General features: G+C 61.6%; 36 protein-coding genes. 20 read left to right on the top strand and 16 right to left on the bottom strand.

Annotation, left to right across the window (positions count from 1 at the left end; translation table 11 throughout):
• The 15 genes from BPHY_RS38695 to BPHY_RS17140 are packed head-to-tail and all read left to right on the top strand — an operon-like array spanning position 1 to position 13073.
• Positions 1-1194 (top strand): phage major capsid protein, encoded by a 1194-nt coding sequence (locus tag BPHY_RS38695; RefSeq protein ID WP_012402721.1) that lies wholly within the window; start codon positions 1-3, stop codon positions 1192-1194.
• Between the two features lie 9 nt (positions 1195-1203).
• Entirely contained in the window at positions 1204-1779 is a 576-nt protein-coding gene (locus BPHY_RS38690) for a head-tail connector protein (RefSeq protein ID WP_012402720.1), read from the top strand.
• 2 nt (positions 1780-1781) lie between these two features.
• Positions 1782-2123, top strand: coding sequence for a phage head closure protein (locus tag BPHY_RS17200; protein ID WP_012402719.1), 342 nt, complete (start codon positions 1782-1784; stop codon positions 2121-2123).
• Complete coding sequence (locus BPHY_RS38685) at positions 2120-2629, top strand: HK97-gp10 family putative phage morphogenesis protein (protein WP_012402718.1); 510 nt, start codon at positions 2120-2122, stop codon at positions 2627-2629. The genes BPHY_RS17200 and BPHY_RS38685 overlap by 4 nt, the downstream gene beginning before the upstream one ends.
• Positions 2622-2981, top strand: a complete 360-nt coding sequence (locus BPHY_RS17190) for a DUF3168 domain-containing protein (RefSeq protein WP_012402717.1) — start codon at positions 2622-2624, stop codon at positions 2979-2981. The genes BPHY_RS38685 and BPHY_RS17190 overlap by 8 nt, the downstream gene beginning before the upstream one ends.
• Positions 2978-3910, top strand: coding sequence for a phage tail tube protein (locus BPHY_RS17185; protein WP_012402716.1), 933 nt, complete (start codon positions 2978-2980; stop codon positions 3908-3910). Before BPHY_RS17190 ends, BPHY_RS17185 begins: the two co-directional genes overlap by 4 nt.
• A gap of 7 nt (positions 3911-3917) precedes the next feature.
• Positions 3918-4250: a hypothetical protein gene (locus BPHY_RS17180; RefSeq protein ID WP_012402715.1), complete on the top strand. Its 333-nt coding sequence runs from the start codon at positions 3918-3920 to the stop codon at positions 4248-4250.
• Entirely contained in the window at positions 4247-4432 is a 186-nt protein-coding gene (locus tag BPHY_RS17175; RefSeq protein WP_041764308.1) for a hypothetical protein, read from the top strand. The genes BPHY_RS17180 and BPHY_RS17175 overlap by 4 nt, the downstream gene beginning before the upstream one ends.
• Before the next feature lie 6 nt (positions 4433-4438).
• Positions 4439-6586, top strand: a complete 2148-nt coding sequence (locus BPHY_RS17170; protein ID WP_012402714.1) for a phage tail tape measure protein — start codon at positions 4439-4441, stop codon at positions 6584-6586.
• Positions 6583-6987: a phage tail protein gene (locus BPHY_RS17165; protein WP_012402713.1), complete on the top strand. Its 405-nt coding sequence runs from the start codon at positions 6583-6585 to the stop codon at positions 6985-6987. Before BPHY_RS17170 ends, BPHY_RS17165 begins: the two co-directional genes overlap by 4 nt.
• Complete coding sequence (locus tag BPHY_RS17160; protein ID WP_012402712.1) at positions 6984-7682, top strand: phage minor tail protein L; 699 nt, start codon at positions 6984-6986, stop codon at positions 7680-7682. The genes BPHY_RS17165 and BPHY_RS17160 overlap by 4 nt, the downstream gene beginning before the upstream one ends.
• A complete protein-coding gene (locus BPHY_RS17155; protein WP_012402711.1) occupies positions 7679-8401 on the top strand; it encodes a C40 family peptidase in 723 nt (240 codons plus the stop codon). Before BPHY_RS17160 ends, BPHY_RS17155 begins: the two co-directional genes overlap by 4 nt.
• Before the next feature lie 9 nt (positions 8402-8410).
• Complete coding sequence (locus tag BPHY_RS17150) at positions 8411-8980, top strand: tail assembly protein (protein WP_012402710.1); 570 nt, start codon at positions 8411-8413, stop codon at positions 8978-8980.
• Positions 8980-12291, top strand: coding sequence for a host specificity protein J (locus tag BPHY_RS17145; protein ID WP_012402709.1), 3312 nt, complete (start codon positions 8980-8982; stop codon positions 12289-12291). Before BPHY_RS17150 ends, BPHY_RS17145 begins: the two co-directional genes overlap by 1 nt.
• Complete coding sequence (locus tag BPHY_RS17140) at positions 12288-13073, top strand: hypothetical protein (protein WP_012402708.1); 786 nt, start codon at positions 12288-12290, stop codon at positions 13071-13073. Before BPHY_RS17145 ends, BPHY_RS17140 begins: the two co-directional genes overlap by 4 nt.
• On the opposite strand, the gene BPHY_RS17135 is transcribed toward BPHY_RS17140, so the two are convergent.
• Positions 13070-13534: a hypothetical protein gene (locus BPHY_RS17135; protein WP_012402707.1), complete on the bottom strand. Its 465-nt coding sequence runs from the start codon at positions 13532-13534 to the stop codon at positions 13070-13072. The two genes, BPHY_RS17140 and BPHY_RS17135, sit on opposite strands and share 4 nt — an antisense overlap.
• Before the next feature lie 40 nt (positions 13535-13574).
• On the opposite strand from BPHY_RS17135, the gene BPHY_RS17130 reads away from it, so the two are divergent.
• A complete protein-coding gene (locus tag BPHY_RS17130; RefSeq protein WP_012402706.1) occupies positions 13575-13790 on the top strand; it encodes a hypothetical protein in 216 nt (71 codons plus the stop codon).
• Positions 13791-13799: 9 nt separating this feature from the next.
• Entirely contained in the window at positions 13800-13979 is a 180-nt protein-coding gene (locus tag BPHY_RS17125) for a hypothetical protein (protein ID WP_012402705.1), read from the top strand.
• 6 nt (positions 13980-13985) lie between these two features.
• On the opposite strand, the gene BPHY_RS17120 is transcribed toward BPHY_RS17125, so the two are convergent.
• The 12 genes from BPHY_RS17120 to BPHY_RS17065 all read right to left on the bottom strand — a co-directional run bounded on the left by BPHY_RS17120 (position 13986) and on the right by BPHY_RS17065 (position 22461).
• Positions 13986-14207 (bottom strand): hypothetical protein, encoded by a 222-nt coding sequence (locus tag BPHY_RS17120; RefSeq protein ID WP_041764301.1) that lies wholly within the window; start codon positions 14205-14207, stop codon positions 13986-13988.
• Positions 14208-14271: 64 nt separating this feature from the next.
• Positions 14272-15732, bottom strand: coding sequence for an SIR2 family protein (locus tag BPHY_RS17115; RefSeq protein ID WP_157686609.1), 1461 nt, complete (start codon positions 15730-15732; stop codon positions 14272-14274).
• A 504-nt stretch (positions 15733-16236) separates the two neighbouring features.
• The gene (locus BPHY_RS17110; RefSeq protein WP_012402703.1) at positions 16237-16569 is read right to left on the bottom strand and encodes a hypothetical protein; all 333 of its coding nucleotides are present in this window, start codon (positions 16567-16569) and stop codon (positions 16237-16239) included.
• Between the two features lie 8 nt (positions 16570-16577).
• Positions 16578-16793 carry a hypothetical protein gene (locus tag BPHY_RS17105; RefSeq protein ID WP_012402702.1) on the bottom strand — a complete coding sequence of 72 codons (216 nt, stop codon included), beginning with the start codon at positions 16791-16793 and terminating at the stop codon, positions 16578-16580.
• 8 nt (positions 16794-16801) lie between these two features.
• The gene (locus BPHY_RS17100) at positions 16802-17212 is read right to left on the bottom strand and encodes an antirestriction protein (protein WP_012402701.1); all 411 of its coding nucleotides are present in this window, start codon (positions 17210-17212) and stop codon (positions 16802-16804) included.
• Between the two features lie 17 nt (positions 17213-17229).
• Positions 17230-17628: a hypothetical protein gene (locus BPHY_RS17095; RefSeq protein WP_012402700.1), complete on the bottom strand. Its 399-nt coding sequence runs from the start codon at positions 17626-17628 to the stop codon at positions 17230-17232.
• A gap of 195 nt (positions 17629-17823) precedes the next feature.
• On the bottom strand, positions 17824-18117 hold the full coding sequence (locus tag BPHY_RS17090) for a hypothetical protein (protein WP_157686607.1): 294 nt from the start codon (positions 18115-18117) through the stop codon (positions 17824-17826).
• A gap of 121 nt (positions 18118-18238) precedes the next feature.
• Positions 18239-18898 (bottom strand): NADAR family protein, encoded by a 660-nt coding sequence (locus BPHY_RS17085; RefSeq protein WP_012402698.1) that lies wholly within the window; start codon positions 18896-18898, stop codon positions 18239-18241.
• Positions 18898-19863, bottom strand: coding sequence for a phosphoribosyltransferase-like protein (locus BPHY_RS17080; protein ID WP_012402697.1), 966 nt, complete (start codon positions 19861-19863; stop codon positions 18898-18900). Before BPHY_RS17080 ends, BPHY_RS17085 begins: the two co-directional genes overlap by 1 nt.
• Positions 19864-20447: 584 nt before the next feature.
• Entirely contained in the window at positions 20448-20633 is a 186-nt protein-coding gene (locus BPHY_RS17075) for a 4-oxalocrotonate tautomerase (protein ID WP_012402696.1), read from the bottom strand.
• Positions 20634-20708: 75 nt separating this feature from the next.
• On the bottom strand, positions 20709-21488 hold the full coding sequence (locus tag BPHY_RS17070) for a class II aldolase/adducin family protein (protein WP_012402695.1): 780 nt from the start codon (positions 21486-21488) through the stop codon (positions 20709-20711).
• 22 nt (positions 21489-21510) lie between these two features.
• Positions 21511-22461 (bottom strand): urea transporter, encoded by a 951-nt coding sequence (locus BPHY_RS17065; RefSeq protein WP_012402694.1) that lies wholly within the window; start codon positions 22459-22461, stop codon positions 21511-21513.
• A 252-nt stretch (positions 22462-22713) separates the two neighbouring features.
• Here BPHY_RS17065 and BPHY_RS17060 point away from each other — a divergent pair, with 252 nt between their 5' ends.
• Complete coding sequence (locus BPHY_RS17060) at positions 22714-23268, top strand: putative glycolipid-binding domain-containing protein (protein ID WP_012402693.1); 555 nt, start codon at positions 22714-22716, stop codon at positions 23266-23268.
• Positions 23269-23326: 58 nt separating this feature from the next.
• On the opposite strand, the gene BPHY_RS17055 is transcribed toward BPHY_RS17060, so the two are convergent.
• On the bottom strand, positions 23327-23893 hold the full coding sequence (locus BPHY_RS17055; protein ID WP_012402692.1) for a GNAT family N-acetyltransferase: 567 nt from the start codon (positions 23891-23893) through the stop codon (positions 23327-23329).
• A gap of 233 nt (positions 23894-24126) precedes the next feature.
• On the opposite strand from BPHY_RS17055, the gene BPHY_RS43140 reads away from it, so the two are divergent.
• Positions 24127-24423, top strand: coding sequence for a hypothetical protein (locus BPHY_RS43140; RefSeq protein WP_244257646.1), 297 nt, complete (start codon positions 24127-24129; stop codon positions 24421-24423).
• Entirely contained in the window at positions 24366-24674 is a 309-nt protein-coding gene (locus BPHY_RS17050; RefSeq protein WP_244257644.1) for a thioesterase family protein, read from the top strand. Before BPHY_RS43140 ends, BPHY_RS17050 begins: the two co-directional genes overlap by 58 nt.
• Positions 24675-24724: 50 nt before the next feature.
• Here the strand turns inward: BPHY_RS17050 and BPHY_RS41760 are convergent, their stop codons facing one another.
• On the bottom strand, positions 24725-24913 hold the full coding sequence (locus BPHY_RS41760; protein WP_157686605.1) for a hypothetical protein: 189 nt from the start codon (positions 24911-24913) through the stop codon (positions 24725-24727).
• A gap of 262 nt (positions 24914-25175) precedes the next feature.
• Complete coding sequence (locus BPHY_RS17045) at positions 25176-25910, bottom strand: CerR family C-terminal domain-containing protein (protein WP_012402691.1); 735 nt, start codon at positions 25908-25910, stop codon at positions 25176-25178.
• Positions 25911-26010: the final 100 nt, after the last annotated feature.

Below are 26010 nucleotides of genomic sequence, written 5' to 3'. Positions count from 1 at the left end.
ATGGACATGACTGAAATCAAAAAGGCGCTTGAGGAAACGTTCGGCCAGATCAGGGATGCACAGACCAAGAGCCTCGAAGAAGTCCGTACCGAACTGAAGACCCTCGACGACAAGCTCTCGAAGACCGACATCAACATGATCGACCTCGGCCAGAAACTGGCGGGTCTGTCCGAGAAGGGACAACGTGAAACGGGCGCGCAGACGGTCGGCGAATACTTCGTGAAGTCCGATGCGTTCAAGGCGATGCAGGGCGGCGGCAACGCGGGCCGTGCGCGCATCAGTCTCGAAGGCGAACAGCTTAAGGCCGTCGCGCCGATCTTCGAATCGGTTGACCCGAACCAGTATCCGGTCCCGTCCGACCGCCGCACCACGATCATCCCGCCGGGCATGAACGATGTGTGGATTCGCGACCTGCTGCCCGGCGGTACCACGACCAGCAACTTGATCGAGTACCCGCGCGAGAAGGCCGCACAGCTTAACGCGGACTACCAGACCGAGGGGCAACTCAAGGCGCAGAGCGATCTGTCTTTCGAGATGGCGCAGGCTCCTATCGTCACTCTCGCTCACTGGCTGCTGGCCTCACGTCAGGTTCTCGATGATGTCGCGCAGCTACAGAGCTACATCAACATGCGCATGACCTACGGGCTGCGCATGAAGGAAGACAAGGAACTGCTGACGGGCGACGGCGCGACCGGCCACATCGCCGGTCTGATCACGCAGGCCGCGCCCTTCGCACCGACCGATCCGGCGCTGAACGGTGTCGACAATATCCGGCTCGCGATGGCGCAGGTTCAGGCCGCATTCTATAACCCGACTTTCGCGGTGATGAACCCGCTCGACTGGGCTTCGATCCAGCTGATGAAAAACGCCCAGGGCGAATATCTGTTCGGCTCGCCGCTCGCGCCCGTCACGCCGCGCCTGTGGAACATCAACATCGATGCGACATATGCGATGGCGCAGGGTCAGTTCCTTGTCGGCGATGCGCGTCAGGCGATGGTGTGGGACCGTCAGGCGATCAACATCGAGGTCAGCCGCGAGGACGTCGATAACTTCCGCCGCAACATGGTCACGATCCTCGTCGAGGAACGGCTGGGCCTGTCGGTGTTCGCACAGGCCGCGTTCGCTACGGGCTCGCTTGTCGCGACGGTTGCGCCCGGCGGCACGAAGTCCAGCAAGTCCAGCGCGAGCGCGTAAGGAGGCGTGATGGACAGCATCGTCATCGCCGCGACCGGCGACAGTGAAGAACCCGTCACGGTGGATATGGCCAAGGCGCATTGTCGTGTGGACGTGGATGATGACGATGCACTGTTCGAGTCGATCTACATTCCAGCCGCGCGTCAGACCGTCGAGCAGTACACGGGGCTGACGCTGCTCTCGTGCGATGTCGATGTGCTGGTCTGCCAGTGCGATGTCACGCAGAACGTGATCGCGGTTCCCGTGCAGCCCGTTGCGAGCGTGACCGCGCTCGCGACCGTGGATGCCAACGGCGTACAGACGCCACTCGATCTCGACGAGTACGGGATCGCGGTCGCAAAGGTCGGGATGCGCTCGGTCATCGTCGCGCGCAACGGCCCGCTACCGTCAGCACCGTACTACCGCGTGCAGTACGTCGCGGGCTACGCGGAAAACGCGACGCCGCCCAATCTGCTGCTGGCGATCCTCGAATACGTGGGCGACGCGTACGAGAACCGCGAGGCGCAGCAGACCAGTCAGGCGATCAACGACAACCCGCGCGCGGTCCGGTTGATGGACCCGTTCCGCATCACCTTCGGACTCTGATCATGCAGGCGGGACGACTGCGGTACCGGCTCACGTTCGAGAAGCCGGTGAGACTGCTCGACGAAACGGGCGAGGTCATTGTCGACCAGTGGGTCAAGGCGTTCACGGTATGGGGCTCGCTCGAACCGCTGTCGGGCCGTGAGTATCTGAGTGCATCCGAGTTTCGCGCCGGCATCACCACGCGCGTGCGCGTGCGCTGGCGCAGCGACCTCGATCCCGCGATGCGTATCCGTTGCGATGAAGTGACGTACGACATCGCCGCGATTCTGCCCGTGATGGGTCTTCACAAGGAGGCTCAGATCATGTGCCAGTCGGGTGTCGTGACAACGGGAGGCCAGCCATGAGGGTCTATGTCGAACAGCACGTCGAGGGGCTGGCAGAGCTTGACCGTTTCCTCTCGACGCTGCCTGAGAACATCCAGCGCAAGATGCTCAACTCGGCGCTGCGCGCGGCGGGCAAGCCAGTACTCGATCAGGCGAAGCAGAACATACGCTCGCTGTTCGGATCGAGTCCGCGCTATACGGGCACGCTCGAAGCGGGCGTGGTCATCGCGAAACAGCGCAATACGGGACTGGCCGCACGCGTTAATGTGAAGACGAAGAAGCCACGCGGCAACAAGACCAACGACGTGATCCACGGGGTGAAGAAGCCGTACGGCCGCGATCCGTTCTATGGACGCTTCCTTGAGAAAGGCACATCGAAGATGCCCGCGCGTCCGTTCCTTGGCCCCGCCGGTTATGCCCGCCAGAGCGATGCGGGCCGTGCGCTCAATGCCTCGCTCCAGCAGCAGATCGCGCGATGGTGCAAGGCCAACGGCGTGAAGTTCGTTCCGGGGGGGGCGTATGACTGATGCCGAACTCCTGATCATCCTCAATCAAGCCCTGCCCAGCAGGGCTTTTTTAATGCTCGCGCCGCAGGGCTTCGCCGAGCCGTACCTGATCTATCAGCGCATCTGGTGGGGACCGGAGAACAGCCTGTGCGGCTACATGGAAGGCGACCACGTGCGCTATCAGATCGACAGCTATGCGCGCACCCACAAGGAAGCGGCCGCGAACATGGACGCCGCGCTCGATGCGCTGCGCGCAAGCAGCGACCCGCCCAACGTCGAGAACGGCGGCGACCTCTACGAACAGGACACGAAGCTCCATCGCGTCACCGTCAACATCATCACGTGGTTCGATCCACAAGGAGTAACGCCATGAAAAAGGCAATCAGCGCACAAGGCACGAAGATGTTTCTTGAGAACCCGGACGCCGCGCCGATTGCGACGGGTCTGCTCATGGCGGGCAGCGTATCGACGCCATGCGTGGTGACGTTCGATAACGTCACGAAGATGGCGAACGGTGAACCACTCTACATCACGGGCTCAGGGTGGCCGAGCATCGACGATCAGGAGTGGGTGATCCAGAACCTTGACAAGACTGCCAAGACCGCGTCGCTCGCGAACAGCGACACGTCCAAGGAGACGGCCACGTGGAACGCCGCCGCGAGCTATACGCTCAACGCCTTCGCGGACGTGTGCGCGCAGTCCTACCAGATCAACCAGAACCCCGCGACCACGATCGACACGACCACGCTCTGCGACAGCGAAAAGACTTCGCTTGTCGGCTTTCGAGACCCCGGCACGCTCACGTTCGACTTCTTCATCGATCCCACCGATCCCGACTATCTCGCGCTGCATGACGCGTACGACGATGGCGAGGAACGCATGTTCGAACTGATCTACAAGAACGGCGCGGTGCGCACGCTGCCCGTGATCGTGCAGTCGATCAACGAGACAGGCGGTGTCGATCAGGCTGTCCACGGTTCGGCCACGCTCAAGATCACGGGCTCCCCGATCCTCACGCAGCCCGGCAGCACGACGCCCCCTGTCTATGCGCTGACAGTCGATGTCGCGCCAGCATCGGGTGTCGCGCCGCTCAGCGTGACGGCGACGATGGCTGAGACGAACGGCACGGCGAGCCAGTTCCAGATCGACTGGGGCGACACGACGGCAATCGACACGGTGACGGGCAGCCTGACGAAGACCCACGACTATGCAGCGGCCGGAAGCTACACGGCGCACGTTACGCCGACCGTCAACAGCAGCGTGCTCGCGCCCGTCGCGGCCAATGCCGTGACCGTCTCGTGAGGCGACCATGACCGACCTTTCCCAGCCCGTGCGCGCGTTCGATCTCACGCTGGCGAGCGAGACCGTCGAGACCGAATGCTTTGGCGCAGTCACGATCAGCGATATCGGTGCGGACGGTATCGAGCGCATCGCGTCGCACATGCGCGAAGCGGGCCTGTCTGACGATCGTGAGATGGCGCGCCAGCTGCTGTGCGAATCCGCAAGCGGTCCCAATGGCGAGCGCTTCACTGCCGAGGGACTGGCGCACATGCCCGCCCGTGCGTTCCGCGACCGTATCAAGCTGCTCACCGCGGCGATGCGCGTCAATGGCCTGTCTCAGGTGGACGTGGAAAAAGCATGACCGCTCCCGTGACGCGCCTCGTCTTTGCGGTGGCCGCCCATCTGCATATGACGGCGGGAGCGGTCCGACAGACCATGACGGCGCATGAACTGATGTGCTGGGGCTACCTGTTCGCCGCGCCCGCGCGCGAACAGCAGCCCCTTGTCCTCAGTGTCGAGGACGAGATCAACGCGTGGGGGTAACGCGCTATGGCTTCCGCCGGTTCGCTCGTATTCGAGATCGCAGCCGATGTATCGCGCCTTCGTCAGGACCTGAATCAGGCGAACAACGATATCAAGTCGCAGCTTGAATCGATCCGCCGCTCGTCCGCTGCCGAAGCGTTCATGACGGGCGCGGACTATGCAATGGAGTTCGCGCGCGGGTTCGCGGAAAAGATCCGCTCCGCGATCGATCAGGCCGATGCGATGGGCAAGCTCGCGCAGCGTATCGGCACGACCACGGAAGCGCTGTCCGCGCTCGCTTATCAGGGTGAATTCGCGGGCGTGTCGGTGGACGACCTGACCGCGGGCTTCAAGGCGCTGAACAAGGCGATGGTCGACGCACGCGATCCCGCCAACGATTCAGCCGTCGCGATCAAGGCGCTCGGGCTCAACGTCAAGGATTTGCAGTCCGCAGACCCCACACAGGCGTTCTCAGAGATCGCGGAATCCTTCTCGAAATACCGGGACGGCGCCGAGAAAGCAGCGGTCGCCACGCAGCTATTCGGGCGCGATGGCCAGAAGATGATCCCGCTGCTGAATCAGGGCGCGGAGGGCTTTGCGACTGCGGCCGACGAAGCGCAGAAGATGGGGCTGGTCATCAGCACCAGCACCGCGCAGGCGATGGGCGAACTGAACGACAACATCTCGCGGCTCGGCAAGGTCAGCGAGGGATCTGCCGCTATCGTTGCACAGGACCTCGCGCCCGCGCTGATGGGGCTGACACAGGCGATGATGGACGGCCAGCAGGCAGGCGGCGGGATGCGTGCCGTGCTTGAATGGCTCGGCAAGGATCTCGCCGCGCTGGTGGTCAACTTCACGTATGCGGCGGGCGCGGTTGGCAACTTCTTCAAGGAGGCACAGGGCGCTATCGGTGTCGCGAAGAAGTTCATGAGCGGCGATATCGAGGGCGGCAAACAGGCATGGGCTGATAACGTCAAGGACTCTCAGGCGCGCATGCAGCAGCTGGACTTCACGATCCAGCAGACCCGAAACAGGATGACGGACGGCTATCGCGAGAGCGCGGCCGCGTGGGCACAGGTCGACAAGAATTCAGGCTTTGCGACTCAGGCCACGCTCAAGTATTCGCAGGGGCTCGACGACATGGCCGCGTCGCAGAAGCGCGCGAAGAAAGCCGTCGATGACTACGCGCAGATGCTTGGATCGTTGCAGGACCAGTACCGGAAACTCGCCGCTGAAGGCGATCCGATGAAGGAACTGATCTCCGATCCGAAGTACCTCAAGATGAACCAGCAGCAGCAACAGACGTTGCACGATGTGGTTCAGGCGATCAAGGACAAGACCGTTGCGCTCGATGCGGAGAAGCAGGCTCAGGAGAACTTGCAGAGCGCGGAGGACACCGCGTACAAGGCAGCCGCGGCGAATCTCAAGGCCGAGTACGACCGCATCGATGCGCTGTTCGCCTTTGGCGATGCTCAGGCGCGCGCCGTCGATCCCACGATCCAGTACACCGATACGGTTAACCAGCTTAACGATGCGCTTGAGGCGGGCGCGATCGATTCGGCGCATTACACGCTTGCGATCAGGAAAGCGGGCGACGACCTGAAGAACGCGCAGGACAAGACCGATCCGTGGCTCAAGCAGCTTAAGGCGATACAGGACGCGATCGATGCGTTCGGCAAACAGTCGTCCGATGCCTTCGTCGACTTCATCTTTTCCACGAAGGACGCAAGCGTGTCGTTCAGCGAGATGGTCACGTCGATCCTCAAGGACATGGCGAAGATGCTCGTGTACCAGAACGTGTTCCAGCCGCTGATGAAGATCGTCGGCGCGGGAATGACGGGCGGCGGCCGGGACTGGTCATCGTTTCTCAGTGCGCCCGGCCGCATGTCGGGCGGTCCCGTCTCGGCCGGGATGCTCTATCAGGTCAACGAGCTACCCGGACGCAAGGAGTTCTTTATCCCGAACGTGAGCGGCCGCATCGCCACCGACGCGGGCGTGCCGAGTGGTCCCAACGTACAGGTCAACGTGAACATGTACGGCGAGCGTGACGACCGGACCACGACCGATACGAAGGGCGACGAGCGCAACGCGACCGAACTCGGCAAGCGTATCGCGACGGTGGTGCGTCAGGTCATCTCGACCGAGAAGCGTACGGGAGGTCTGCTCGCATCATGATCACGACATTCGAACGCTGGATCGGCCGCTCGATCATCACCCCTCGCGCGACGGGCGCGGTCTTCGACTGGTGCGTCACGTCCGCGAACTACGACCTTGAGCCTAAGGTCATCAAGGCACAGTTCGGCGACGGCTATGCACAGCGCAGACCGGCCGGCATCAACACGCAGGCGCACATGTGGTCCGTCGAGATGCGCAACATCACGGGCGACACGTACAGCAACGTGGTCGCGTTCCTGCAGGCGCGCAACGGTGTCGATGTCTTCAACTGGACGCCCCCGCGCCAGAGTGTGGCCGAGGACGTGATCTGTTCCTCGTGGTCGTTCAGCTATGGCGATCTGCTGGCCGATGGCTCGCGGCTGCTCAACCTGTCGATGAAGTTCGAACAGGTCTTCGTATGAAGCTCAACGGCGCAATACAGGAACTGGCCCCCGGCGCGGTGATCCAGTTGTTTGTGCTCGATCTGTCCGCCTATCACGTCCCGTCAGGCAACGAGATCACGCGCTTTCACGCCGGCACGAACGAGATCGGCGGCGATGTCGTATGGCAGGGAAACACCTATCAGCGCTTTCCCGTTCAGGCGACGGGCTTCGAATTCAAGGGGCAAGGTACGCTGCCGCGCCCGCACTTCGCGGTGTCGAACGTGGGCGGGATTATCAGCGCGCTATGCCGCGAATACAGCGACATGGTCGGCGCGCCCGTCACGCGCAAGCGCACGCTCGCGCGCTACCTCGACGCGGTGAACTTCGCGGACGGCAATCCGCTCGCGGACCCCACCGAAGGCTTTCCCGACGATGTCTTCTATGTGAACCAGAAGCTGCGCGAGTCGGTGGACGTATGCGAGTTCGAGCTTGCCGTCGCGTTCGATGTTCAGGGCGTGCAGCTACCTCGCCGGCAGGTCATCTGCAATAGCTGTCCGTGGGAGTACCGGGGCGACGGCTGCGGCTATGCGGGCGGACCCGTGGCCGACATCAACGACAACCCCACCAGCGACCCGAACAGGGACGCGTGCGGCAAGCGGCTCGCAAGCTGCCGCCTGCGCTTCGCGGGCTGGGTTCCGTTCGGCGGTTTTCCCGGTGCAGGACAGTACCGATGAATGACGAACTGACCGCGCTCGTCCCATACGTGCGTATCCATGCCGAAGCCGAAGCGCCGCGCGAGTGCTGCGGGCTCGCGGTGCGCGACACGTCGGGGCTGCTCGTGTATGTCGCGTGCCGCAACGAAGCGCGCGATCACGAACACTTCATCATCAACGCGACCGACTATGCGCGCGCCGAGGACACGGGGACCATCGTCGCCATCGTGCATTCGCATCCGTATGCGGACCCGGCGCCGTCGCTCGCGGATCGCGCCGGCATCGAGGACACGGAGCTGCCGTGGCTGATCGTCAATCACCCGCTCGGCACGTACACGATCTCGCGGCCTGAAGGCTTCGCCGCGCCGCTGATCGGTCGTCCGTTCGTGCATGGCGTCCACGACTGCTATGCGCTCGTGCGCGACTACTTCGCGAAGTTCGGCATCCCGCTCAATGACTACACGCGCTCGTGGGGCTGGTGGGAAGGCGCGAGCGGCCCCGATCTGTATCGCGACAACTTCGTGCGCGAGGGTTTTCGGGAGGTGCCGCGCGAGACCTTGCGCGAGCACGACCTGATCCTGATGCGCATACGCGCGCCACGCGAGAACCACATGGCCGTCTATCTGGGCCACGGCGTGATCCTGCATCACCTGATCGGACAGCCGTCGCGCCGCGAGACGTATCAGGAGTTCTACCAGCGGCGCACGACCGCCGTTCTCCGCCATCGCTCATTCCCGTGAGGTGGTCCGATGCTCACCGTGCTTTTCTATGGCGACCTTCGCCGGCGCTTCGGCCGTCGCTATGTGCTCGACGTGCATTCGCCGCGCGAAGCGATCCTCGCGCTTTGCTTGCAGCTTGACGGGCTGCGCCGCTACTTCCGCGATCACGCGACCCAGAATTTTCTCGTGCGCGGATACCAGGACTATGACGAATCCGATCTCGACTATCCGCAGTCCACGGGCACACTCAAGGTCGTCCCGCTGGTCGCGGGCGCGGGCGCGTGGGGAAAGATCATCGGCGGCGCAGCGCTTGCAGTGGTGGGCTTCGTGATCAGCCCATACTCGGGCGGGCTCGGGATGGCGCTCGTCAGCATGGGGCTGTCAATGGCGCTGGGCGGTGTCGCGCAGATGCTTGCGCCGCGCGCATCCGGCAGCGCGACGCCAGAGAAAGCCGACAACCAGCCTTCGCTCGCGTTCGATGGCGCGGTCAACACGACCGGCCAGGGCGGTCCCGTGCCGCTCGGCTATGGGCGCATGATCGTCGGCTCTCAGGTGATCAGCGTGGGCTTCTCGACCAATAACGAGATCGTGGTGAACTGATGAACTCCCGCGATCTGGTTCCCGTTGCTGGCGCAGGTGGTGGCGGCGGCAAGGGAGGCGGCGGCGGATCGCGCTCGCCCGTCGAGGCACCCGACAGTCTCCGGTCCGTCCAGTACGCCCGCGTGATCAACCTGCTATGCGAGGGCGAGATCGAGGGCATCGTCGGCAACGCGGCGGGGATCTACGTCGATGACACGCCGCTTGCGAACGCGGATGGCTCGTGGAATTTCAACGGCGCGGCCATCGAGTGGCGCACGGGTACCGCGCAACAGGCTCCGATCTCGGGCTTTTCCGCGACCGAGTCCGAATCGACGGTCGGTGTCACGGTCACGGCGGCCGCGCCCGTCACGCGCTCGATCACCAATCCGAACGTCACCGCGATCCGCGTAACGCTCGGCTTTCCGCAGATGACCTCACTCGACACGACCACGGGTGATCTGAGCGGGACATCGGTGCAGCTTGCGATCGACGTGCAGCGCAACGGCGCGGGGTTCCAGACGTTCTACACGGACACGGTGACGGGCAAGACCACGAGCCGCTATCAGCGCTCGTATCGCCTCGGCCTCTCGCGCTTCGGCGTGCTCGGCGGCACCTACGATATCCGCGTGCGGCGCATCACGCCCGACTCGACGACCTCGAATCTCCAGAACGCGTTCCAGTGGGAGACGATGACCGAGATCGTCGACTCGCAACTGATGTATCCGTACTGCGCGCTCGTAGGCGTACAGATCGACGCCTCGACGTTCAAGAGCATCCCGAAGCTGTCCTTCGATACGCAGCTTCGGCGCGTCCAGATTCCCTCGAACTACGACCCGCCGACGCGCACCTATACGGGCGTGTGGGACGGAACATTCAAGGTCGCATGGTCCGACAACCCGGCGTGGATCGTGTACGACCTTTCCGTCACGCAGCGCTTCGGGCTCGGCGCGTACCTGTCGCCCGCGCTGATCGACAAGTGGACGCTGTACAGCATCGGCCAGTACTGCGACGGCATGGTCAATAACGGCTTCGGCCAGCTTGAGCCGCGCTATACGTGCAACTGCTACATACAGGAGCGGGCCGACGCGATCACGCTGCTTCAGCATTTCGCGAGCATCTTCAACGGCCTGATCTTCTGGAGCGGCGGCGCACTGACGTTCAGCGCTGACATGCCCGCCGATGCCGTCGATGAATTCAGCCCGTCGAAGATCATCGACGGCGCGTTTAACTACGTGGGCTCGCCTCTGAACCAGCGGCATACGATCGCGCTCGTCACGTGGAACGATCCCGCGCAGAAGTACGCGCAGGCGATCGAGTATGTAGAGGACGCGGAAGCCATCGCGCAGTGGGGAATCCGTGAACTCCAGATACAGGCTTTCGGCTGCACGTCGCGCGGTCAGGCGCACAGGGTCGGACGCTGGGCGCTGCTGACCGAGCGCTACCTGTCGGAGTCGGTGACGTTCAAGACGGGCGTCAATGCCGCGTTCGTGCGTCCCGGCGATGTGTTCCTCACGACCGATCCGACGCGTGCGGGCGCGCGCATGGGTGGCCGCGTGCTCGATGGCGGGACCGACTGGCTCACGCTCGACGCGTCCGTCAATCTGACGACCGACACATCATGGTCGATCTCAGTGATGCTGCCCGATGGCACGTTCGCCACCCGTGCGCTGCTCGTCACGCAGGACGGTCCGCAGGCAACCGTCCACCTTGCGCAGGCGCTACCCATCGCGGCCACGCGCATGTGCGCCTGGGCGATCTCGGGCGGCACGCTCCAGATGGAACAGTGGCGATGCACGTCAGCGAGCGAGGACGAGGACGGCAATATCGAGATCGCGGGCATCGCCTACCGGCCGGACAAGTTCGCGGCGATCGAGGCGGATCTGAAGCTCGAACCGCTGCCGACCTCGATCATCGATCCGTTCAATGTCGGGCCGTGTACTGAACTGGACGTGACCGAGTCGAAGTACCTGATCAGTCCGATGGTGGTCGGCTCGCGCGCGACGTTCTCATGGCTCGCGCCCGTGGGCGCGGTACGCTTCGCGGTGTCGTACCAGCATGAACAGGACTCGCCCGTGTACGCGGACTGTTTCATGAACAGCATCGATATCCAGCCGACCGAGGAAGGCACGTGGTACTTCACGGTGTGGGCGATCAACTCGATAGGCATCCGCAGCGCGCCCGCGTCGATTACGGTGCAGCTGCGCGCGCTTAACCAGCCGCCCGAAGATGTGAAGGGCTTCCAGCTTACCGTCATCAACGACAGCGCAAATCTCGGCTGGATTGCCTCGACCGATCTCGATGTCACGGTGGGCGGTCAGGTGGCGATCCGCTTCTCGACCCGCCTCACGACCGCCGTGATGTGGGAGGAAGCCAGCGACATCGCGCGCTTCTCGGGCTCGCAGTCGAGCGGCTACACGCTGCTGATGAAAGGCACGTATCTGGCGAAGTTCATCAACTCAAGCGGCGCGTATTCCGAGAACCCGGCCTACGTCATCAGCACGACCGGACCGCTGCGTGATTACAACCTCGTGGCGAATCTCCAGCAGGACCCGACCTTTACGGGCGTCAAGCAGAACATGATCGTGCGCAACGGCATCCTGTTCCTCGATCAGAACCCGGACACGGGACTCGTTGTGTCGACACAGGGCGGCTACTACTTCGACCGCGTGGTCGATATGGGCAAGGTCTACACGGTCCGATGCTCAACGTACAACGAGGGGGCCGTCTATGACGTGACCGATGACGTGGACACGTGGCCCGACTTCGATGCGCGTTCCGATGTCGATGGCACGAAGATCAACGAAGGCGGCTCGCTCGTGCTCGCGTCGATCACCAACGTCGATCCGAATGTGGCGCAGGCGGCCGACTGGTCTCCGTGGACCCGGCTTGTCGTTGCCGATCTGACGTTCCGTGCGGTGCGCTTCTCGCTCGCGGTCAAGGTACCCGATACCACGCACGGCATTGGCATTACCAGCCTCGGGGCCATCGTCGATGTGCCTGACCGGATCGAGAGCCGCAATAACGTTCCCGTCGCGGCGACCGGTTCGTCGATCACGTTCAGCGTGCCGTTCAAGGCCGCGCCCGCGATCAGCATCATCGCCCAGGGGCTCGCGAGCGGCGACAAATGGTCGATTACGAACCAGAGCGCAACCGGCTTCACCATCCAGTTTCAGAACTCCGGCGGCACGGGCATCGCGAAGACCTGCGACTGGATCGCGCGCGGCTACGGATACGAGCACGTGGACCTTGACGGGCTCGGATGGTCGGCGCTCATGAAGGGCGATATCGAACGACTGCTGGCTGACCGTCAGCGTATGGGAGTCACGCCATGACACAGGTCCCCAACTACCAGGTTCCCGCGCATCCGTCCGGTCTCGACATGCGCACGCAGCTGAACAACATCGTGCTTGCGCTGATCGGCGACAACAGCGGGCCCGTAGCACCCACGCAGACCTATCCGGGCATGTGGTGGGGAGATACGACCGCGAAGCGCTGGAAGCACCGCACGAACGCGGACGACGGGTGGATCGATGTCGGTCCGCTCGATGACATTCTCGGCGACTTCCGCAGCGCGTCCCCCAAGGGGACGATCATCATGTGGTGGGGCGATGGCACGAAGATCCCCACGGGCTGGGCGAAGTGCGACGGCACACAGGGGACGCCCAACCTGACAGACAAGGTACCCGTCTGTGCCGGTGGCACGTATGCATCGGGCGCGACGGGTGGCGCGAACACGGTCACGCTCTCGGCGAGCCAGATGCCCGTGCATGCTCACGGCATCAGCGATCCGGGGCACGGGCACGGCGTAGCGGACGGCGGCCACAATCACAGCGTATGGGACAACGGCCACCAGCACACGCTTCCTAACCTCGGTTCGGTGCAAGCGGGTTCGGACAACGGCGGTGCGAGCAGCCCGGTATCGACGGGCTACGGATCGAGCCGCTACCAGAACCCGACCGACGCGGGCGGGGGCAATCACGGCAACAACGCGAGCGGCGCGGGTATCGGCATCTATGGGAACGGAACCGGCATCGGCATCCAGAACGCGGGCGGCGGCGCTGCCGTCGATATCCGGCAGCCGTATTACGCGCTGTGGTTCCTGATGAAGCTCTAGACCTCGGGCGCGGCAGCGGGGCCGCCCGTGACCGTGGCCTGTGCAAGCGCAGCGACCAGCGCGGCGAAGTGTTCGAGTTCCACGCGTACTTCGTCATGCGAGGTTTCGCCCGGCATGTTGAAGCCTATCCACCACTTGCCCGGCCGCCCGTCATAGGCCACGCCCGTGTACATGATCCCGCCGGGACACGCGAGCAGGATCGACGCGGGCAGACTCGCGCCGGAATCGAGGACGGCCGGCAGTTTCGCCGCGCTGATGTCGGCGTATGCGACGCGCTCAAGCGTGACATCGAGCCCCGCGAGCGCGTCGGGTACCGCAACCTCGACCTCGCGCCGGCGTCGATAGAGCGCGTGCTCGCGCGTGATCTCGACACAGGCGAGCCATCTGCCGGCGATCGTCATGATGATGACGCATGGCAGCCCGCTCGCTTCGAACGTCACAGGATCAGGAAGGATGTCCATTGTGTGGTTCCTCATGTCAACGTGCGTCAACTATAGACCCATGAAAACGCAATTGCTCATAGCGCTGCGCATTCTCGCGCCGGTGCTGGTGGTGCTCGCTTCGGCCTGCACGCTTGTGTTCGTACGCGGCGACGGCAACAGCTTTGCCGATACACGCGGAGATACCAAGGGACAACTCACGGTCAACCGCAGGGCGGCGAAAGGACCGGCGAGCGAGACAGAGCCGCCCATCGTGATCCCGCACAAATCCCGTTAGGAGGAAGTCATGAAGATCAACTTGTACAACGAAGGCGATAACCCGATCCGCGTCATCATCGACGGCGACACGGTGAACGATTCGACGCTTGAACCGGGCGAAGAACGGTTCATCGAGAGCCGCGATGCGGGCGTGATCGAACTGCGCGAACTGGACGGACCCCAGGCGGCGACGGACCCCTCCGACTAGGTTCGATCAGTGGTGGCTGACATCGGGTCTTTCCAGCAACTCCATGAGTTCCACTTTGGTCGTGTCCGGCATGATCTCGCCCAAGGCACCATCGACGAATCTGTCGTAGAGCGCACCCCATTCGGGAGATAGGTCGTCGAAATCCTTGATCTCGCAGATCAGGTCGACCAGTTCGGTGGCGGCTTTGAGGACGGCGGCCGCTTGCGCCTTGGTAACGTTCGCTTTCATACGCTGACCTATCGGCAGCAGGGCACAAAACTTGAGGGGAAGGGCTTCGTCCCCGCCATGAACTCTATAGCTGCCCGAAAGCGAGCCAGTCGTAGATGCAAACCAGCTTGAAGAAGTTGGTCGTGACGGTGATGTTGTCACTGCTCATAAGGTCTATATTGTCGGCCAGAAACTGCTGAAGCTCTGTAGCGTTCAATTTTTCCCAAGGAAGCATCCCAGCGCGGTTTATCACAGTTTCGCGATCATGCTGTTTTGTGTAGGTGGCGAAATCCCCGTCGTACGCCTCAAGTGTCGCAGCGGTAATCTTGCCGATGCCTTTTGGCTGGAACTTCTTGAGGTCCGCTTTGCTCGCCTTTATCACGCGTTGACTGACCGAGGCAGGGTTCCATTTTGGAACTGCGCTCGCTTCATGCAAGTATTTGAATACAGGTACGTACTCCATACCCTTCAAGAGTGCGGGAAGCGTGTCGCGAACGATCATATCGGCTCGATAGCCTCCGTTGCTGAAGATCACGTCTCTCGCGATGTCTACCCGACTTAACGCGGTGTAACCCTTCTCTCTCAACCGCTCTTGAATTCCAACGCCAATCGCAAACTCAACTTTGTCGAGGTCGGTGTTGGCATCGATGTCTTGTACGTAGACACGTTCGCTTGGGATCGTCGCATGAACCAGTTCATAAACTTGTTTTTTTAGCATGCGCAGCACTTTCGCTGGGATCTTTCTCTTGATTCTGGTCAGCCCCCCCAGCACGGAAGACATGGAATTCGTCGTTGCTTGAAAAACTGGCAACGTCCGTCCGTTCTTCGACAAAATGGTACGCTCGAAGCGGTCTTCCTTACTGTCTTTGTCCCAGTGTACGAAGACCAGCCGATCGCCAAGTTTTTCAACATTCTTCGGGGACAAACAGTCAAGTACCGAATGGATGATGTCCAGAATGTTTGGATCAGTCAGCGAATAACCGATGAAAACGATTGGGTTTTCGACAAAGAAGGTCAGCAGTTTGGATGCGAGATACGGATTCTTGCGGTGAAATTCGCCGTAGTCTGCCGATGTCAATACAAGAGAGTTAGGGTCCTCAAAGGATCCATGAATTTTATAAATTTCTCCGATACCTTGGATATGCGCGAAGAGTAATGCTTCCTGGCCCACATAGACATCGTAGTCGGGAAATAACGCTTCGAGCAGACCGTCCCAGTTTGTGGTCACGATTCCGTCAACGACGATCTGTTTGAACAGATCAAGCTCCGCTGCTAAATCGGGGTCAGCAATGACGTTGGCGTTGTCCTTGATGTACTTCGCGATTTCGAATTTGAGTGCGGATTCTTCGTTGATCGCAAATTTTTCGAACTGCGCGCGTGATTCCTTATATTTTTCTTCCTTCCACCAGCGAGGGTGTAACTCGCGCGCCATGCCACTGGCAAGCTCAGGTAAATCCCCTTTCGCACTGGTGCTCAAAAAACCATAGGGGAGACCATGCAATTCGCATTGCGTGGCCAGGAGGCCGGCCCAGCTTTCGAGGCCCATGTATCGTCGGGCTATCCCAGAGCCAACAAACAAATATGGGGGAGAGCTAAATTGGCCCAAATGAGCTTCCAACTGATCCGCGAGATTCATACTGTTCGTGTTCCCCGAAGCGATACGTGCTTTCCGCAATTGTCGCGAACCACCGCCTGTCCGAAGCGGTCTCCCCGGATATTCGCGAACCTAAAAAAAACCCGCCGAGATAGCGGGCTGTTTCTGCCAAAGTTTGCCCCAAACCGAGAGACCAAAAACGGGCGACAACCGATTCTAGCGCCGCATGGACGCTGGCGACAACAGACGTAGGGTAGCAGCGACCGCGTCGCGCGGGCGTCACGGAGGCGCAATCCGCGCGCTCGCTGCGAGTGTTTATCGTGCGGCTGCCAGCAATAGAAAAAGCCCGCCGAGATTGCGGGCTGAAATTCGTCCGGCCATTCCGAGGGCCAAACCGGACGCTGTGTCCTTCGGATTATAGTTGCTCATACAAGGTTTTTCAGTCTCCTTCTTCGGTCATTTCACGCCGTACTTCTCGACGCAACTGTCATAGGCCGCCTGCTGGCCCTGCTCGGGCGTGATGTAATTGCGCGGCACGCTGTAGGCCGCCCGGATCTGATGCCGGAAATAGTCACCCAAGCCGGGTGTTTTGGCCTGCTGTTTATCCACATCGCCCATAAGTTTCTGCATTGGAACACCCGCATTCCGCGCCTTCACGATCTTGCCTGTTGTATTCGCTAACTCTTTGCAAAAGGCGACTTTGTCGGCGGGGGTTGCGGGTTGGTCAGCATGCGCAGGGACGGCGACAGCGGCTGCAGCGAACGCAATACAGAAAACGGTTGTTTTCACGGTGGCCCTCAGAGTACGTCGATAATCATTCGTTGCAGTTTGCGGACGGCAGTAATCATGCAGGCACGCTCAAACGGGTCAGCGGGCGCTTCCTCGTTCGCGAACGCGACCCGCGTCAACAGTTTGAGCACCGCGTTCAGTTCCTGCCCTGTCAGGGCGGTGTGCGCTTCGCCCTTGTCCGTTTCTGCTGTTAGCGCGATCAGATAATCCGGCGCTTTTGGCATGATAGTCCCTAGTCAATCGCACGCAGGATCACACTTGCTTCTTCGTGCTCAAGTGCGAAGTCGCGTAGCTGGTAAAAGTGCGTCGCGAACTTCTCGCGCAGTTCCTCTTGTTCGATCCAGCACAGCGCGCCGAGTACGAACAGCGACACGATCAGGCCGAACGCGTCCGCACTGACCTCGCACTCGAAATCGTTGCTACGGACCAAGACGGCGAGCCGTTCCGGCGATTGGGGGGCCATGTAAAACCCGCCATTAGACAGCGTATAGAACGACCAGAGACCGCCCCGATAGTTGATCGACAGTTCGCTCGCGCGGTCATAGACCATCGCCTCGGCCGCCATCATCATGCGCGTTCCGAAAAGCTTGGGGAAGAATGCCAGCCGCTCGCTTGCAGGAACTTCGGTATAAGTGACCTTCATTGCCGGGCATTCTCCGTTCAGGCGATGACGCGTTCGGCGGCGAGCGCTTCGATCGCCGCGCGATCCCACATCACGCGGCGGCCATCGCGAATGGGTTCAATTGGGAAGTTGTAGGCGGTACGCGTCGAAGGCGACGCGTAATTGCTCATGCTCTTTTTCGAGACGCCCAAAAGGTGTGCTGCCTGCGCGCTGTCGATCAGCGTCGCGCTCGGATCGATCACGACCGCCTTGCCCGGTTTATGTATCTGCATCACCTGACTGATGACCAGCGCCGATACGTCTGCGCGTTCTTCGATGGCGACTCGCGCGATCCGCTCGATGAAGCGCGTTTGCAGGTCCTGAATGGCCTGCCACGCGTCAGCGAGAGGCGTCGATTCATCAGCGATCAGGTCGAGAAGTTCGTTTTGCGTTTTCATTTGGATTCCTATATTCAGTGGTCACACCCGGTCAGCACCGCGCCGCCGGAGACTTCAATTTAAGCGGGTGCGGCCACGAAAGGAGCTTGATTTTTCCGAGGGGAACGATAGTTAGATAAGCCGGACATATCGGCTTTGTCCGGACGAAAAAAAACCCGCTCGATGGCGGGTTCCGTTCTGGAGCCGGGTTCCGGTTTAATCGTCGTCATCGTCGCCATGCTCTGGCTTGGGTGTGTCGGACGGTTTGCCGCCGTCCATGATGGCCCGAAGGCCGGGATAGAAGACATCGCACTTTTCCCACGTGGGCGCGTCCTGTTTGGGGCAGTCCGATATCTGCCCGGCGAGAGATGTCACCGGAAAGTCCTCGCCCAGCGTTGCGACCAGTTTCGACAGCCGGTAGTGTCCGCGCCGTTCGCAACGGGAACACGCGATGTTGATATGGGTTGTGCGTGCTGCTACGTCACCGAGCGTGACGCTTCCTTTCGTCATGCACCCACCGTTCCTGTATAGCCTGATCGCCAATGGTAAGCCGGATCATCGTGTTACTGCATTTTAATGACGACGGCGTTACGTGGCGCGGGGCGCAAGCAATGTTGACACAGCCTTGCGATCATGAACCGTCGCGCCCCCGCAGATATTCGAGTCGTGCAGTGCGAACCGACGCAGGTACTTCCGACATTGCCGCTTGGTCCGCCGTGACGGCTTCAATATGCTTACCGAGAAGTAGAAACTCAGAAAGAGCCAGCGGCTTCACTACTCGCAACGAATCCGGGTCTTCAATTAGCTTCTTCCTAAGTTCCATCAGCAACCGTCCGAGTACATTCTCGCCCCGATAGATGCCATCGCCGACGTGGATAGCCCCCCAATAGGCGTCCTTTGACGAATCCTCCACGATTGGGCGCGCTCCTGTCGCTAGCAACAAATCTCCGAACTCTTGCCAATTCTCGGCGAGCTTCACACGCAGACACCATCTCATAACCATGTTGCGCACCCGATCCCAATCTTGGCGCGACTCCGGTCTGTAGGGCTTTGACTTCATCTTTGCCGTCATCGGACTTGTCTGTTCGATGATGAGCTTTTGAACATCGGGAAGATGAGGAAATCGACACGCCTGGTACAACGCCTCCGATGTGCGAACGGATACACCCACCACAAATAACGGGAAGTTCGGTGCCATGTTGGACAGACCGCCAAACTCGTCGGTGGTCTTTCGAAAGACCACCGACTCCTTTCGGGTGTAGCTGCGAACGCCAGCGGAACTCGAAACCATCAGTTAATCCGCCTAGGAAACAGTGGATACCACGGAGCGCCCGCCCACAGTGCAAGTGGCGCGTTGTTCGGACAGTTACGGTAAGTCACGATCGTAGAGCCAAAACCTAACGTTTCCAGATTGGTATATCCAAGCGGTCGATGATTTTTTCCGAAGAATTGACACATATTCTTGATCCGGATACCAGCGTGCAATAACTGTTGCTCAAGGATAGAGCGCGCATTTCCAGAAGAGAAGAGTTCACCCACGCCGACACTCGTACCGAGCCGCCACACCACAGGGCGGGCAAAGGTTTGGACGTAATTCGCAACCGTCTGGTCTCCCGCGACTTGGACCGGGCGGAGTACGTCGCTGACGTCAGTATGAGCGCGTCGGTCTTCCAACGTCACATAGCTGTACCAGCGAATCGTGATGTTTTTTCCCGATGCACGCACGGCGTCACCCAGGTCTCGTTCAACTCGCCACTTTCCGTACGCGTGTGCCCCGATGGTGAAAATCAAGAGTGATGCATTAGCCGGAGCGACGTTAATCCAGTTGCCGATATCGTTCAAAATGCGGTTCCCGGAATAGGACACGTCGTCAACGTAGACGTATGTCGCTACCTGCGCGCGCGGTTGCAACTGTCCGAAAGTAGCGTTGATCGTTTCGCGGATGACTTGAATCAAGTGCCGCTGGCTGCCGCCGCCGCCTTGATTAGCAAGCAATTGCGCTCCAGCCCAGAAATCTGCGGGCGCTGGCCCGAGGATATTAGCGTCTGCGACAAAATGTGCTATCCAGGCTCGAAACGACGTCTCCGTGATGTATGTTCGACCCAGAACGTGGTCTAGTTCGGCGAGGATTTCGTCCTGCTGGTTCGGGAATTGATTAACCCATCTCTCGACGTGTTCAGGCGTCGGTGCCGCGATTTCGCCGCGGCGATAGTCGGCGATCCTCGTGGCGATGGATGCTATCAGTTGGTCTCTCATGTGGTAACTTTTACTTATTAGGTTAATTGCTCACCGGTTTCGTCGGACGTCCGGGGGCAGCCGTGAAGATAACAGACTCTTGACTTTCGGCCAAAATTGACGATGCGGATTCATCGCTGGGAAGAGATCTGCTCCGGGGCTGCCCATCGAGCGCGGCATCGCGCATCGGTGGCAGCGAAGCGCTGACTGGCGGGACGCAACAGCGATGCAAACAACGGTTGTAATCCGATACCTGCCCTTGCGACCTGCCGGGCCGGCCGACAGCAACGGGCCGAGTCCGATCAATCGGGTGGCCCGTGCCGGGCCTTAGGAGAGACGTAACACGGGCCCCGCGCGGAATATCCGCGCACATAGTCACGACGCAGTCATGAGCGGTATTCTGGCGGCGTAAAACCGCCTGATACAATTGCTGCTGCGGCTTACGGTGTAAGGCTTTGAGCGATCTGGCGCGCGAACTCGCTGTTGCCCCTGTGCGGGGCGGCAACGCATGAACTATGAAGGCAAATCGCGGATGCCAGCGCCAGGCAAAAACACCAGACCCAAAAACACCAGGTCAAAAAACCGGCAACGCCGCGCCGCAGGCACTAAGCATCAGACCAAAGTCGACCGCCCGTTGCCCAGTTCTCCTTCTTCACGTCGACGAGAATGATATCCACCGAACCGGGTTCGACGTTCAGCGACTCGCAGGTTGCCTTGGTAATCGCCTCGACGAACTGGCGCTTCTGCTCTACGGTACGGCCTTCGAAAAGTTCGATACGAAAAGTCGGCATGATTCATGTCCCTTAAGCAAAGCAAAAGTTAAAAGGCAAAAGCAAAAGCAAAACCAAAAAGCGAAAGCCAAAAAACTAATCGCGAAACGACGAATCCACTCTATCGAGCTTCCTCAACAACGCGGGCCACTCAATGCCACCTTCGACAGCGCCGCCGTCATAAAGCTGCTCAGCGGTGCGCTCAGCCACCGCCTCGGCTGGCAGCACCAGCTCGCCGCCGCCCGCCTGCGCCAGCAGCTGAATTTCGCATGCCTTGATTAGCGTCGCCATCAGCACATACGCCTCCGCAACCGTGCGGCCCGTCGTCAGCGTGCCGTGATTGCGCAACAGCATCGCCGGTTTATCGCCGAGATCGGAAACCAGGCGCTCCCCTTCGGCCGGCGTGAACGCCAGACCTTCGTAGTCGTGATACGCGAGATAGCCATGAAAACGCAGCGCATGCTGAGAACCCGGCAACAAACCGTTTCTTTGCAGCGATACCGCGATGCCCGCCGTGTTGTGCAGATGCATCACGCAAAATGCGTCGGTGCGCGCGGCATGGACGGCAGCGTGCAGCGCAAAGCCCGTCGCATTCACAGGATGTTCGCTCGCGCCGACGATGTTGCCGTCGATGTCGATCTTCACCAGATTCGACGCGCACACTTCATCGAATGACAGTCCGAACGGATTGATCAGGAAATGGCCGGGTTCGTCGGGCACGCTCGCCGAAATATGCGTGTAGACGAGATCGTCCCAGCCGTTCACTGCCGCAAGCCGGTACGCGGCCGCGAGGTCGACGCGCGTGCGCCGCTCCTCCTCAGACACGGGTTTCGGCTGCGCAACGCGGCCCGCAGGCGTATGAGCGAACGACGACATGACGTCTCCATTAGGTATGGCTTCAGCGCTCGCGTAGTAGCGCAGCGCGGCTTGCCTGTTTCCGATGCCCGACGGCAACGCTGTCGTCCGGCGAACGTTCAGCACCGTTTGTGCATGTGCGGCGAGTATCGCGCATGATGCGCCGCGTCGTCCAGGTCGCGACGACGAACGGCGCCGTCAATGCGGGTACGCCGTAGAACAGGGTGGCCTGTTGCAGCGCGACCGACACGCCGACGCCAGCCAGCGCCGCCAGCACGCCGCAATCGGCGACAGCGAGCGCGGTGAGGGCGCCATTGAATCCTAGCAGGCCCGCATCGAACGAAGCGCTATCGGCAGCAACCAGCCATTGCGCGGAGGAGGCGAGCGCCGCGCCCGCGAGCGCAAACCGTGCCGCGCGCATCGACGAAAAAGCAATGCCGACCACTATGAGCGCTCCTGCAAGCGCGCTCGACGCAAACGAGGTCTGCGCAATGCCCGCCAGCAGGCCGGGCAGCGGGCCGAGCCATCCGGGCATTTCGCTAGCGGGAGCATGCGCGGAAACCGGACGCACGAACGGCAGCCATGCCCACGTCACGAGCAGACACGGGCTCGAGTAGAAACCTTGTCCGCGCGAACGCAACAGCCGTTCCCACGGACCGAGCAGCCACGCGGCCGCTGTCGCCGCAAGTATCGCGACGGCCATCGCCCTGGCGTCGTCGGAGATGAACGTGAACGCCGCGAGCGCCGCCAGCGCGCCGTTGAAGCCGTGCAGGCCATTGCGCGTGTCGGTGCAATCGTAGCCGCGCAGCATGGCGCCCACGTTCGCCGCGATCGCGCCCGTGAACGCCGCGCACGCGAGCCTCGCATCGCTGACGAGCCATGCAGCGAGTACGCATGCGCCTGTTGCTGCATTCCGTTGCAGGACGATCTGGCCGAAGCTGCGCAACAACGTACGCAAGGCATCGAGCGGTTTTTCATGAGGCGCCGCGGGCATAATGGTTCAACGCGTATGACGAGGACGTGACGAGGCCGCGTGAGGCGGAACTCGCGCGGCCGTTGCGATTCGCAGCAGACGAAACGCGAGCATAGGCCAGGCGGCGGGCAAACGGCATGCGCGCGCATTGATAGCGGTTATTTGCGCGTGCGTGATATCGCGTCGATGAAAGGCCCGTCACGCACAGGTCGACGTTCGCGCTAGGATGTCATCAACGGCGGCTCCCAACTCTCACCTACAGGAGACGAATTCATGCGTGAAGTGCGATGGACCCCGCAAGAGAGCGAAGGCGTCGAGCATCTCGCGTTCGACGCGCGCGCCGACGGTTTCTACATCGAGAGCGTGCTGGTCGGCGAGCGCGATGGCCGCGCGTACGGCCTCATGTACCGCGTGAAATGCGATTTGCAATGGCGCACGCTGCGTGCGTCGCTGAAGCTGGTCGGCGGCGCGGAGCTCGAGTTGCATGGCGACGGCGAAGGCAACTGGCACGATGGGCATGGGCTCGTGCTCGCATCGCTGGCCGGTTGCATCGATATCGACATTTCGGCCACGCCATTCACGAATACGCTGCCTGTTCGCCGCCTGCAACTCGCGAAAGGTGCGCGCGAGCCGATCGCCGTCGCGTTCATTTCGGTCCCGGATCTGCAGGTCTCGCGCGTCGAGCAGGCTTATACATGCATCGAGCCGGGCAGCGAATACCGTTACGAAGGCATCGACACAGGCTTCGCGGCGGAGCTGAAAGTGGACGGGGATGGACTCGTCATCGACTATCCGACGATGTTCACGCGCACGCTGCCGCTAGTCTGAAGCGATTTGGCACGCGCGGCGAACTGCTTCGAACGCTTGGTTGCATGCGATTGCCGATCTAGTCGCTCTCGCCGTGCATGCCAGTCGGCAGCGTCTCGCTGCCGTGTCCGAGCGCGCGTTGCATCAGCGTCGAGTCGAGCCAGCGGCCCTGTTTGAAGCCAACAGCCTTCAAGGTGCCAACCAGTTCGAAGCCTGCGCTACGGTGTAGCGACAGTGAGCCGCCGCGTCCTCCGTCGGCGATGACGGCAACCATCTGGCGCCACGGCCCCTGTTCGCAACGCTCGATCAGCGCGGCGAGCAAAGCACGTCCGACCCCGCGGCCACGAAAGGCATCGTCCATATAAATCGAATCCTCGATCGTGTAGCGGTACGCGACGCGCGGCCGGTAGAGCGTCGCATACGCGTATCCCGCGACCTTGCCGTCGACGACGGCCACGATATACGGCAGGCCATGTGCGAGCACGGCCGCGCGCCGTTGCAGCAGATCGTCGGCGGACGGCGGCGTTTCTTCGAACGACGCGACGCCCGTCAGCACGTGATGCGCGTAGATGGCCTGAATGGCGTGGAAGTCGGCGTGGGTGGCGTCGCGAATCAAGGGCGCGGCGGCCGGCGAGGTCTCACTCATTGTGTCCGCTTGCAGTGTCGAGGCTGGAAACCTCTCACTATGCCTGCGGCACGCAAGGAAATGAAGCGCTCCAAAAATGGCCGCGGCGCGCGGTCGAGGTGAGCCGGTCCAGGAGCGGGAGGAAATCCCGGAGAGAAAGCCCGGCTCGCTCGCCGTCGGGATCTCATCGAGGCATCGGTACAATTCGATCCACGCGCCGCCCAGGCAGCGCGCGCCGCCATGCAGGAGCCATCATGTCGTCCGCTTCGTACGCTCACAAGCCGCTCACGCCGTTTCGCCGCGCGCTCGCGCGCTTCTCGCTTTCGGAAACCGCCAAGTACGTGAAGCTCACGCTCGGACTGTGGATCGGCTTTTCGATTCCCTACCCGCTCGGCTATCCCGAAGCGGCCGTTGCGCTCGCGAGTTCGACGATGCTGACACTCGGCCGCAGATCAACAAGCGTGGCTGGTATCCCGTCGTCACGCTGGAGACGATGCGCTTTCATCGCTCGCTGGCGCTCGGGGACCGCTACCAGGTCGCGACGCGCGTGATCGGCTGGGACGACAAGCATGTGTTTCTCGAGCAGGGCTTTATCCGCGATGGCGTTCAGGTCGCGCTGGGTGTCGTGCGCGCGCGCTTTCTGAAGCGCAGCGGCGGCACGGTGCCGACGGACGAACTTCTCGCGCTGGCGGGCGTGACGCACGCTTCGCCTGCGATGCCCGACTGGGTCGTGCAGTGGAGCGCGGCGGAAGGCGGCATGGCGCCGCACGCTGCGCCGCGCAAGATAGCCGCGCAGCGTTGAACGGCATGCGACGCCCGGCCGTGAAGCGCCGCGCGCGCGTCGCGCAGGCGTCAGGCCTGCGCCGTTGCTTGCGGCACGGCCGCGGCGCCGCGCGGTGCGCCGCCAGGTCCGCCGCCGCCCCCACCGGGCCCGCCCGCGCCCCAGCCAGGTGGCGGTCCCCACCAGCATCCGCAGAGGGTGGCGGTCAATGCGGCCATGACGGCCAGTATCGCGAGCTTGCGCATCGATTGCTCCTTCAATGAGTTGTGCGTTCCGCGTGCGCCGCATCTGCGGCGCCGTGCGAAGCCCGCACCTTACCCATCGAACGCAACTCGCGTTTAACAGCCTCGTTACAGAATCGACAGAAGGTTGCGCGCGGGAGTATCCGTTCCGGCGTGCGAAACGGGCGCGCAGGCACGCCGGATATGAATTGGCGTATCCGGCGCAGCGAGCGATGCGCGTCACGTTCTGTCTGTCTTTGTAAGGAGCGTTAAGGTATGCGCGCAGGCATTTGGCCACGCCTTACTTTTTCTTGCGTCGTTGCTTGTTCGCTTCGCGCATGTCGACCATCGCTCGCAACAGGATAACGCTCTGTTCGTCGATCAATGCGCAGAGCTGCTGCAGGCGCTCGCCGTCGATCGATTTCCACTGCAGCGCAGACAATGCCGTGCAACGCGTGAGGTGAAACGACACGAGTTGCCCGTTGATCGCCAGCAGCCTGATGATCGTTTCAGGATCGTCTGCGGGCCGCCCGAGCAGCCGGCCGACGATTTCCGAGCTGACGCTCAGCAGCGGCTTGCGCATGCGCTCGTTCAGTCGCTCGGCGCTGAATGCGGGACCGAGGCCCGCCTGCTCGCGCGCCATGAATAGCCGCCACGTGGCGGGCGTTTCCGTCGTGAACAGATAACTGGCGACGCGTGCCTGAATCACGCGGAACGCGTCGATCAGTTCGTCGTCGGATGGCTTGCCCTCCAGCACCGTCTGGGCGGCGGCGACGGCATCCGCGAAATAGGCGCCGACGCTCGTCATGATGTACTCGACGCACGCCTGATAGACGCCTTCCTTATTGTCGAAGTAATACACGAGTGCGGGCGCGTTGACGCCCGCATGCTCGGCAATCTCGCGCGTGGACGCGCCTTCGAAGCCGCGCTCGCCGAACAGCCCCAGCGCCGCCTCGATGATCTTTGCGCGGGTCTCTTCGCCGCGCTGATAGCCGCCTTCCGCTGCGGGGCGGTGTCTCGGTGTGCGTGTTATCACGAGTCGTCCCGTCGATTGAAGGATGAATACAAAAACAACAGAACAGTAAAAGGTAAGAAACGGGAAAACAATATTGTTGACTAAATTGTACCAACTGGAA

It is taken from the genome of Paraburkholderia phymatum STM815 (assembly GCF_000020045.1).
Taxonomy (GTDB): domain Bacteria; phylum Pseudomonadota; class Gammaproteobacteria; order Burkholderiales; family Burkholderiaceae; genus Paraburkholderia; species Paraburkholderia phymatum.
Note: the sequence above shows the minus strand (reverse complement) of the source record. Positions and strands in the feature narration are given on the sequence as shown.

Excerpts from the sequence above, each read along its gene's own strand:
- BPHY_RS38695 (WP_012402721.1), top strand. The coding sequence starts at position 1 with ATGGACATGACTGAAATCAAAAAGGCGCTTGAGGAAACGTTCGGCCAG.
- BPHY_RS38690 (WP_012402720.1), top strand. The coding sequence starts at position 1,204 with ATGGACAGCATCGTCATCGCCGCGACCGGCGACAGTGAAGAACCCGTC.
- BPHY_RS17200 (WP_012402719.1), top strand. The coding sequence starts at position 1,782 with ATGCAGGCGGGACGACTGCGGTACCGGCTCACGTTCGAGAAGCCGGTG.
- BPHY_RS38685 (WP_012402718.1), top strand. The coding sequence starts at position 2,120 with ATGAGGGTCTATGTCGAACAGCACGTCGAGGGGCTGGCAGAGCTTGAC.
- BPHY_RS17190 (WP_012402717.1), top strand. The coding sequence starts at position 2,622 with ATGACTGATGCCGAACTCCTGATCATCCTCAATCAAGCCCTGCCCAGC.
- BPHY_RS17185 (WP_012402716.1), top strand. The coding sequence starts at position 2,978 with ATGAAAAAGGCAATCAGCGCACAAGGCACGAAGATGTTTCTTGAGAAC.
- BPHY_RS17180 (WP_012402715.1), top strand. The coding sequence starts at position 3,918 with ATGACCGACCTTTCCCAGCCCGTGCGCGCGTTCGATCTCACGCTGGCG.
- BPHY_RS17175 (WP_041764308.1), top strand. The coding sequence starts at position 4,247 with ATGACCGCTCCCGTGACGCGCCTCGTCTTTGCGGTGGCCGCCCATCTG.
- BPHY_RS17170 (WP_012402714.1), top strand. The coding sequence starts at position 4,439 with ATGGCTTCCGCCGGTTCGCTCGTATTCGAGATCGCAGCCGATGTATCG.
- BPHY_RS17165 (WP_012402713.1), top strand. The coding sequence starts at position 6,583 with ATGATCACGACATTCGAACGCTGGATCGGCCGCTCGATCATCACCCCT.
- BPHY_RS17160 (WP_012402712.1), top strand. The coding sequence starts at position 6,984 with ATGAAGCTCAACGGCGCAATACAGGAACTGGCCCCCGGCGCGGTGATC.
- BPHY_RS17155 (WP_012402711.1), top strand. The coding sequence starts at position 7,679 with ATGAATGACGAACTGACCGCGCTCGTCCCATACGTGCGTATCCATGCC.
- BPHY_RS17150 (WP_012402710.1), top strand. The coding sequence starts at position 8,411 with ATGCTCACCGTGCTTTTCTATGGCGACCTTCGCCGGCGCTTCGGCCGT.
- BPHY_RS17145 (WP_012402709.1), top strand. The coding sequence starts at position 8,980 with ATGAACTCCCGCGATCTGGTTCCCGTTGCTGGCGCAGGTGGTGGCGGC.
- BPHY_RS17140 (WP_012402708.1), top strand. The coding sequence starts at position 12,288 with ATGACACAGGTCCCCAACTACCAGGTTCCCGCGCATCCGTCCGGTCTC.
- BPHY_RS17135 (WP_012402707.1), bottom strand. The coding sequence starts at position 13,534 with ATGGACATCCTTCCTGATCCTGTGACGTTCGAAGCGAGCGGGCTGCCA.
- BPHY_RS17130 (WP_012402706.1), top strand. The coding sequence starts at position 13,575 with ATGAAAACGCAATTGCTCATAGCGCTGCGCATTCTCGCGCCGGTGCTG.
- BPHY_RS17125 (WP_012402705.1), top strand. The coding sequence starts at position 13,800 with ATGAAGATCAACTTGTACAACGAAGGCGATAACCCGATCCGCGTCATC.
- BPHY_RS17120 (WP_041764301.1), bottom strand. The coding sequence starts at position 14,207 with ATGAAAGCGAACGTTACCAAGGCGCAAGCGGCCGCCGTCCTCAAAGCC.
- BPHY_RS17115 (WP_157686609.1), bottom strand. The coding sequence starts at position 15,732 with ATGGGCCTCGAAAGCTGGGCCGGCCTCCTGGCCACGCAATGCGAATTG.
- BPHY_RS17105 (WP_012402702.1), bottom strand. The coding sequence starts at position 16,793 with ATGCCAAAAGCGCCGGATTATCTGATCGCGCTAACAGCAGAAACGGAC.
- BPHY_RS17100 (WP_012402701.1), bottom strand. The coding sequence starts at position 17,212 with ATGAAGGTCACTTATACCGAAGTTCCTGCAAGCGAGCGGCTGGCATTC.
- BPHY_RS17095 (WP_012402700.1), bottom strand. The coding sequence starts at position 17,628 with ATGAAAACGCAAAACGAACTTCTCGACCTGATCGCTGATGAATCGACG.
- BPHY_RS17090 (WP_157686607.1), bottom strand. The coding sequence starts at position 18,117 with ATGACGAAAGGAAGCGTCACGCTCGGTGACGTAGCAGCACGCACAACC.
- BPHY_RS17085 (WP_012402698.1), bottom strand. The coding sequence starts at position 18,898 with ATGGTTTCGAGTTCCGCTGGCGTTCGCAGCTACACCCGAAAGGAGTCG.
- BPHY_RS17080 (WP_012402697.1), bottom strand. The coding sequence starts at position 19,863 with ATGAGAGACCAACTGATAGCATCCATCGCCACGAGGATCGCCGACTAT.
- BPHY_RS17075 (WP_012402696.1), bottom strand. The coding sequence starts at position 20,633 with ATGCCGACTTTTCGTATCGAACTTTTCGAAGGCCGTACCGTAGAGCAG.
- BPHY_RS17070 (WP_012402695.1), bottom strand. The coding sequence starts at position 21,488 with ATGTCGTCGTTCGCTCATACGCCTGCGGGCCGCGTTGCGCAGCCGAAA.
- BPHY_RS17065 (WP_012402694.1), bottom strand. The coding sequence starts at position 22,461 with ATGCCCGCGGCGCCTCATGAAAAACCGCTCGATGCCTTGCGTACGTTG.
- BPHY_RS17060 (WP_012402693.1), top strand. The coding sequence starts at position 22,714 with ATGCGTGAAGTGCGATGGACCCCGCAAGAGAGCGAAGGCGTCGAGCAT.
- BPHY_RS17055 (WP_012402692.1), bottom strand. The coding sequence starts at position 23,893 with ATGAGTGAGACCTCGCCGGCCGCCGCGCCCTTGATTCGCGACGCCACC.
- BPHY_RS43140 (WP_244257646.1), top strand. The coding sequence starts at position 24,127 with ATGTCGTCCGCTTCGTACGCTCACAAGCCGCTCACGCCGTTTCGCCGC.
- BPHY_RS17050 (WP_244257644.1), top strand. The coding sequence starts at position 24,366 with ATGCGCTTTCATCGCTCGCTGGCGCTCGGGGACCGCTACCAGGTCGCG.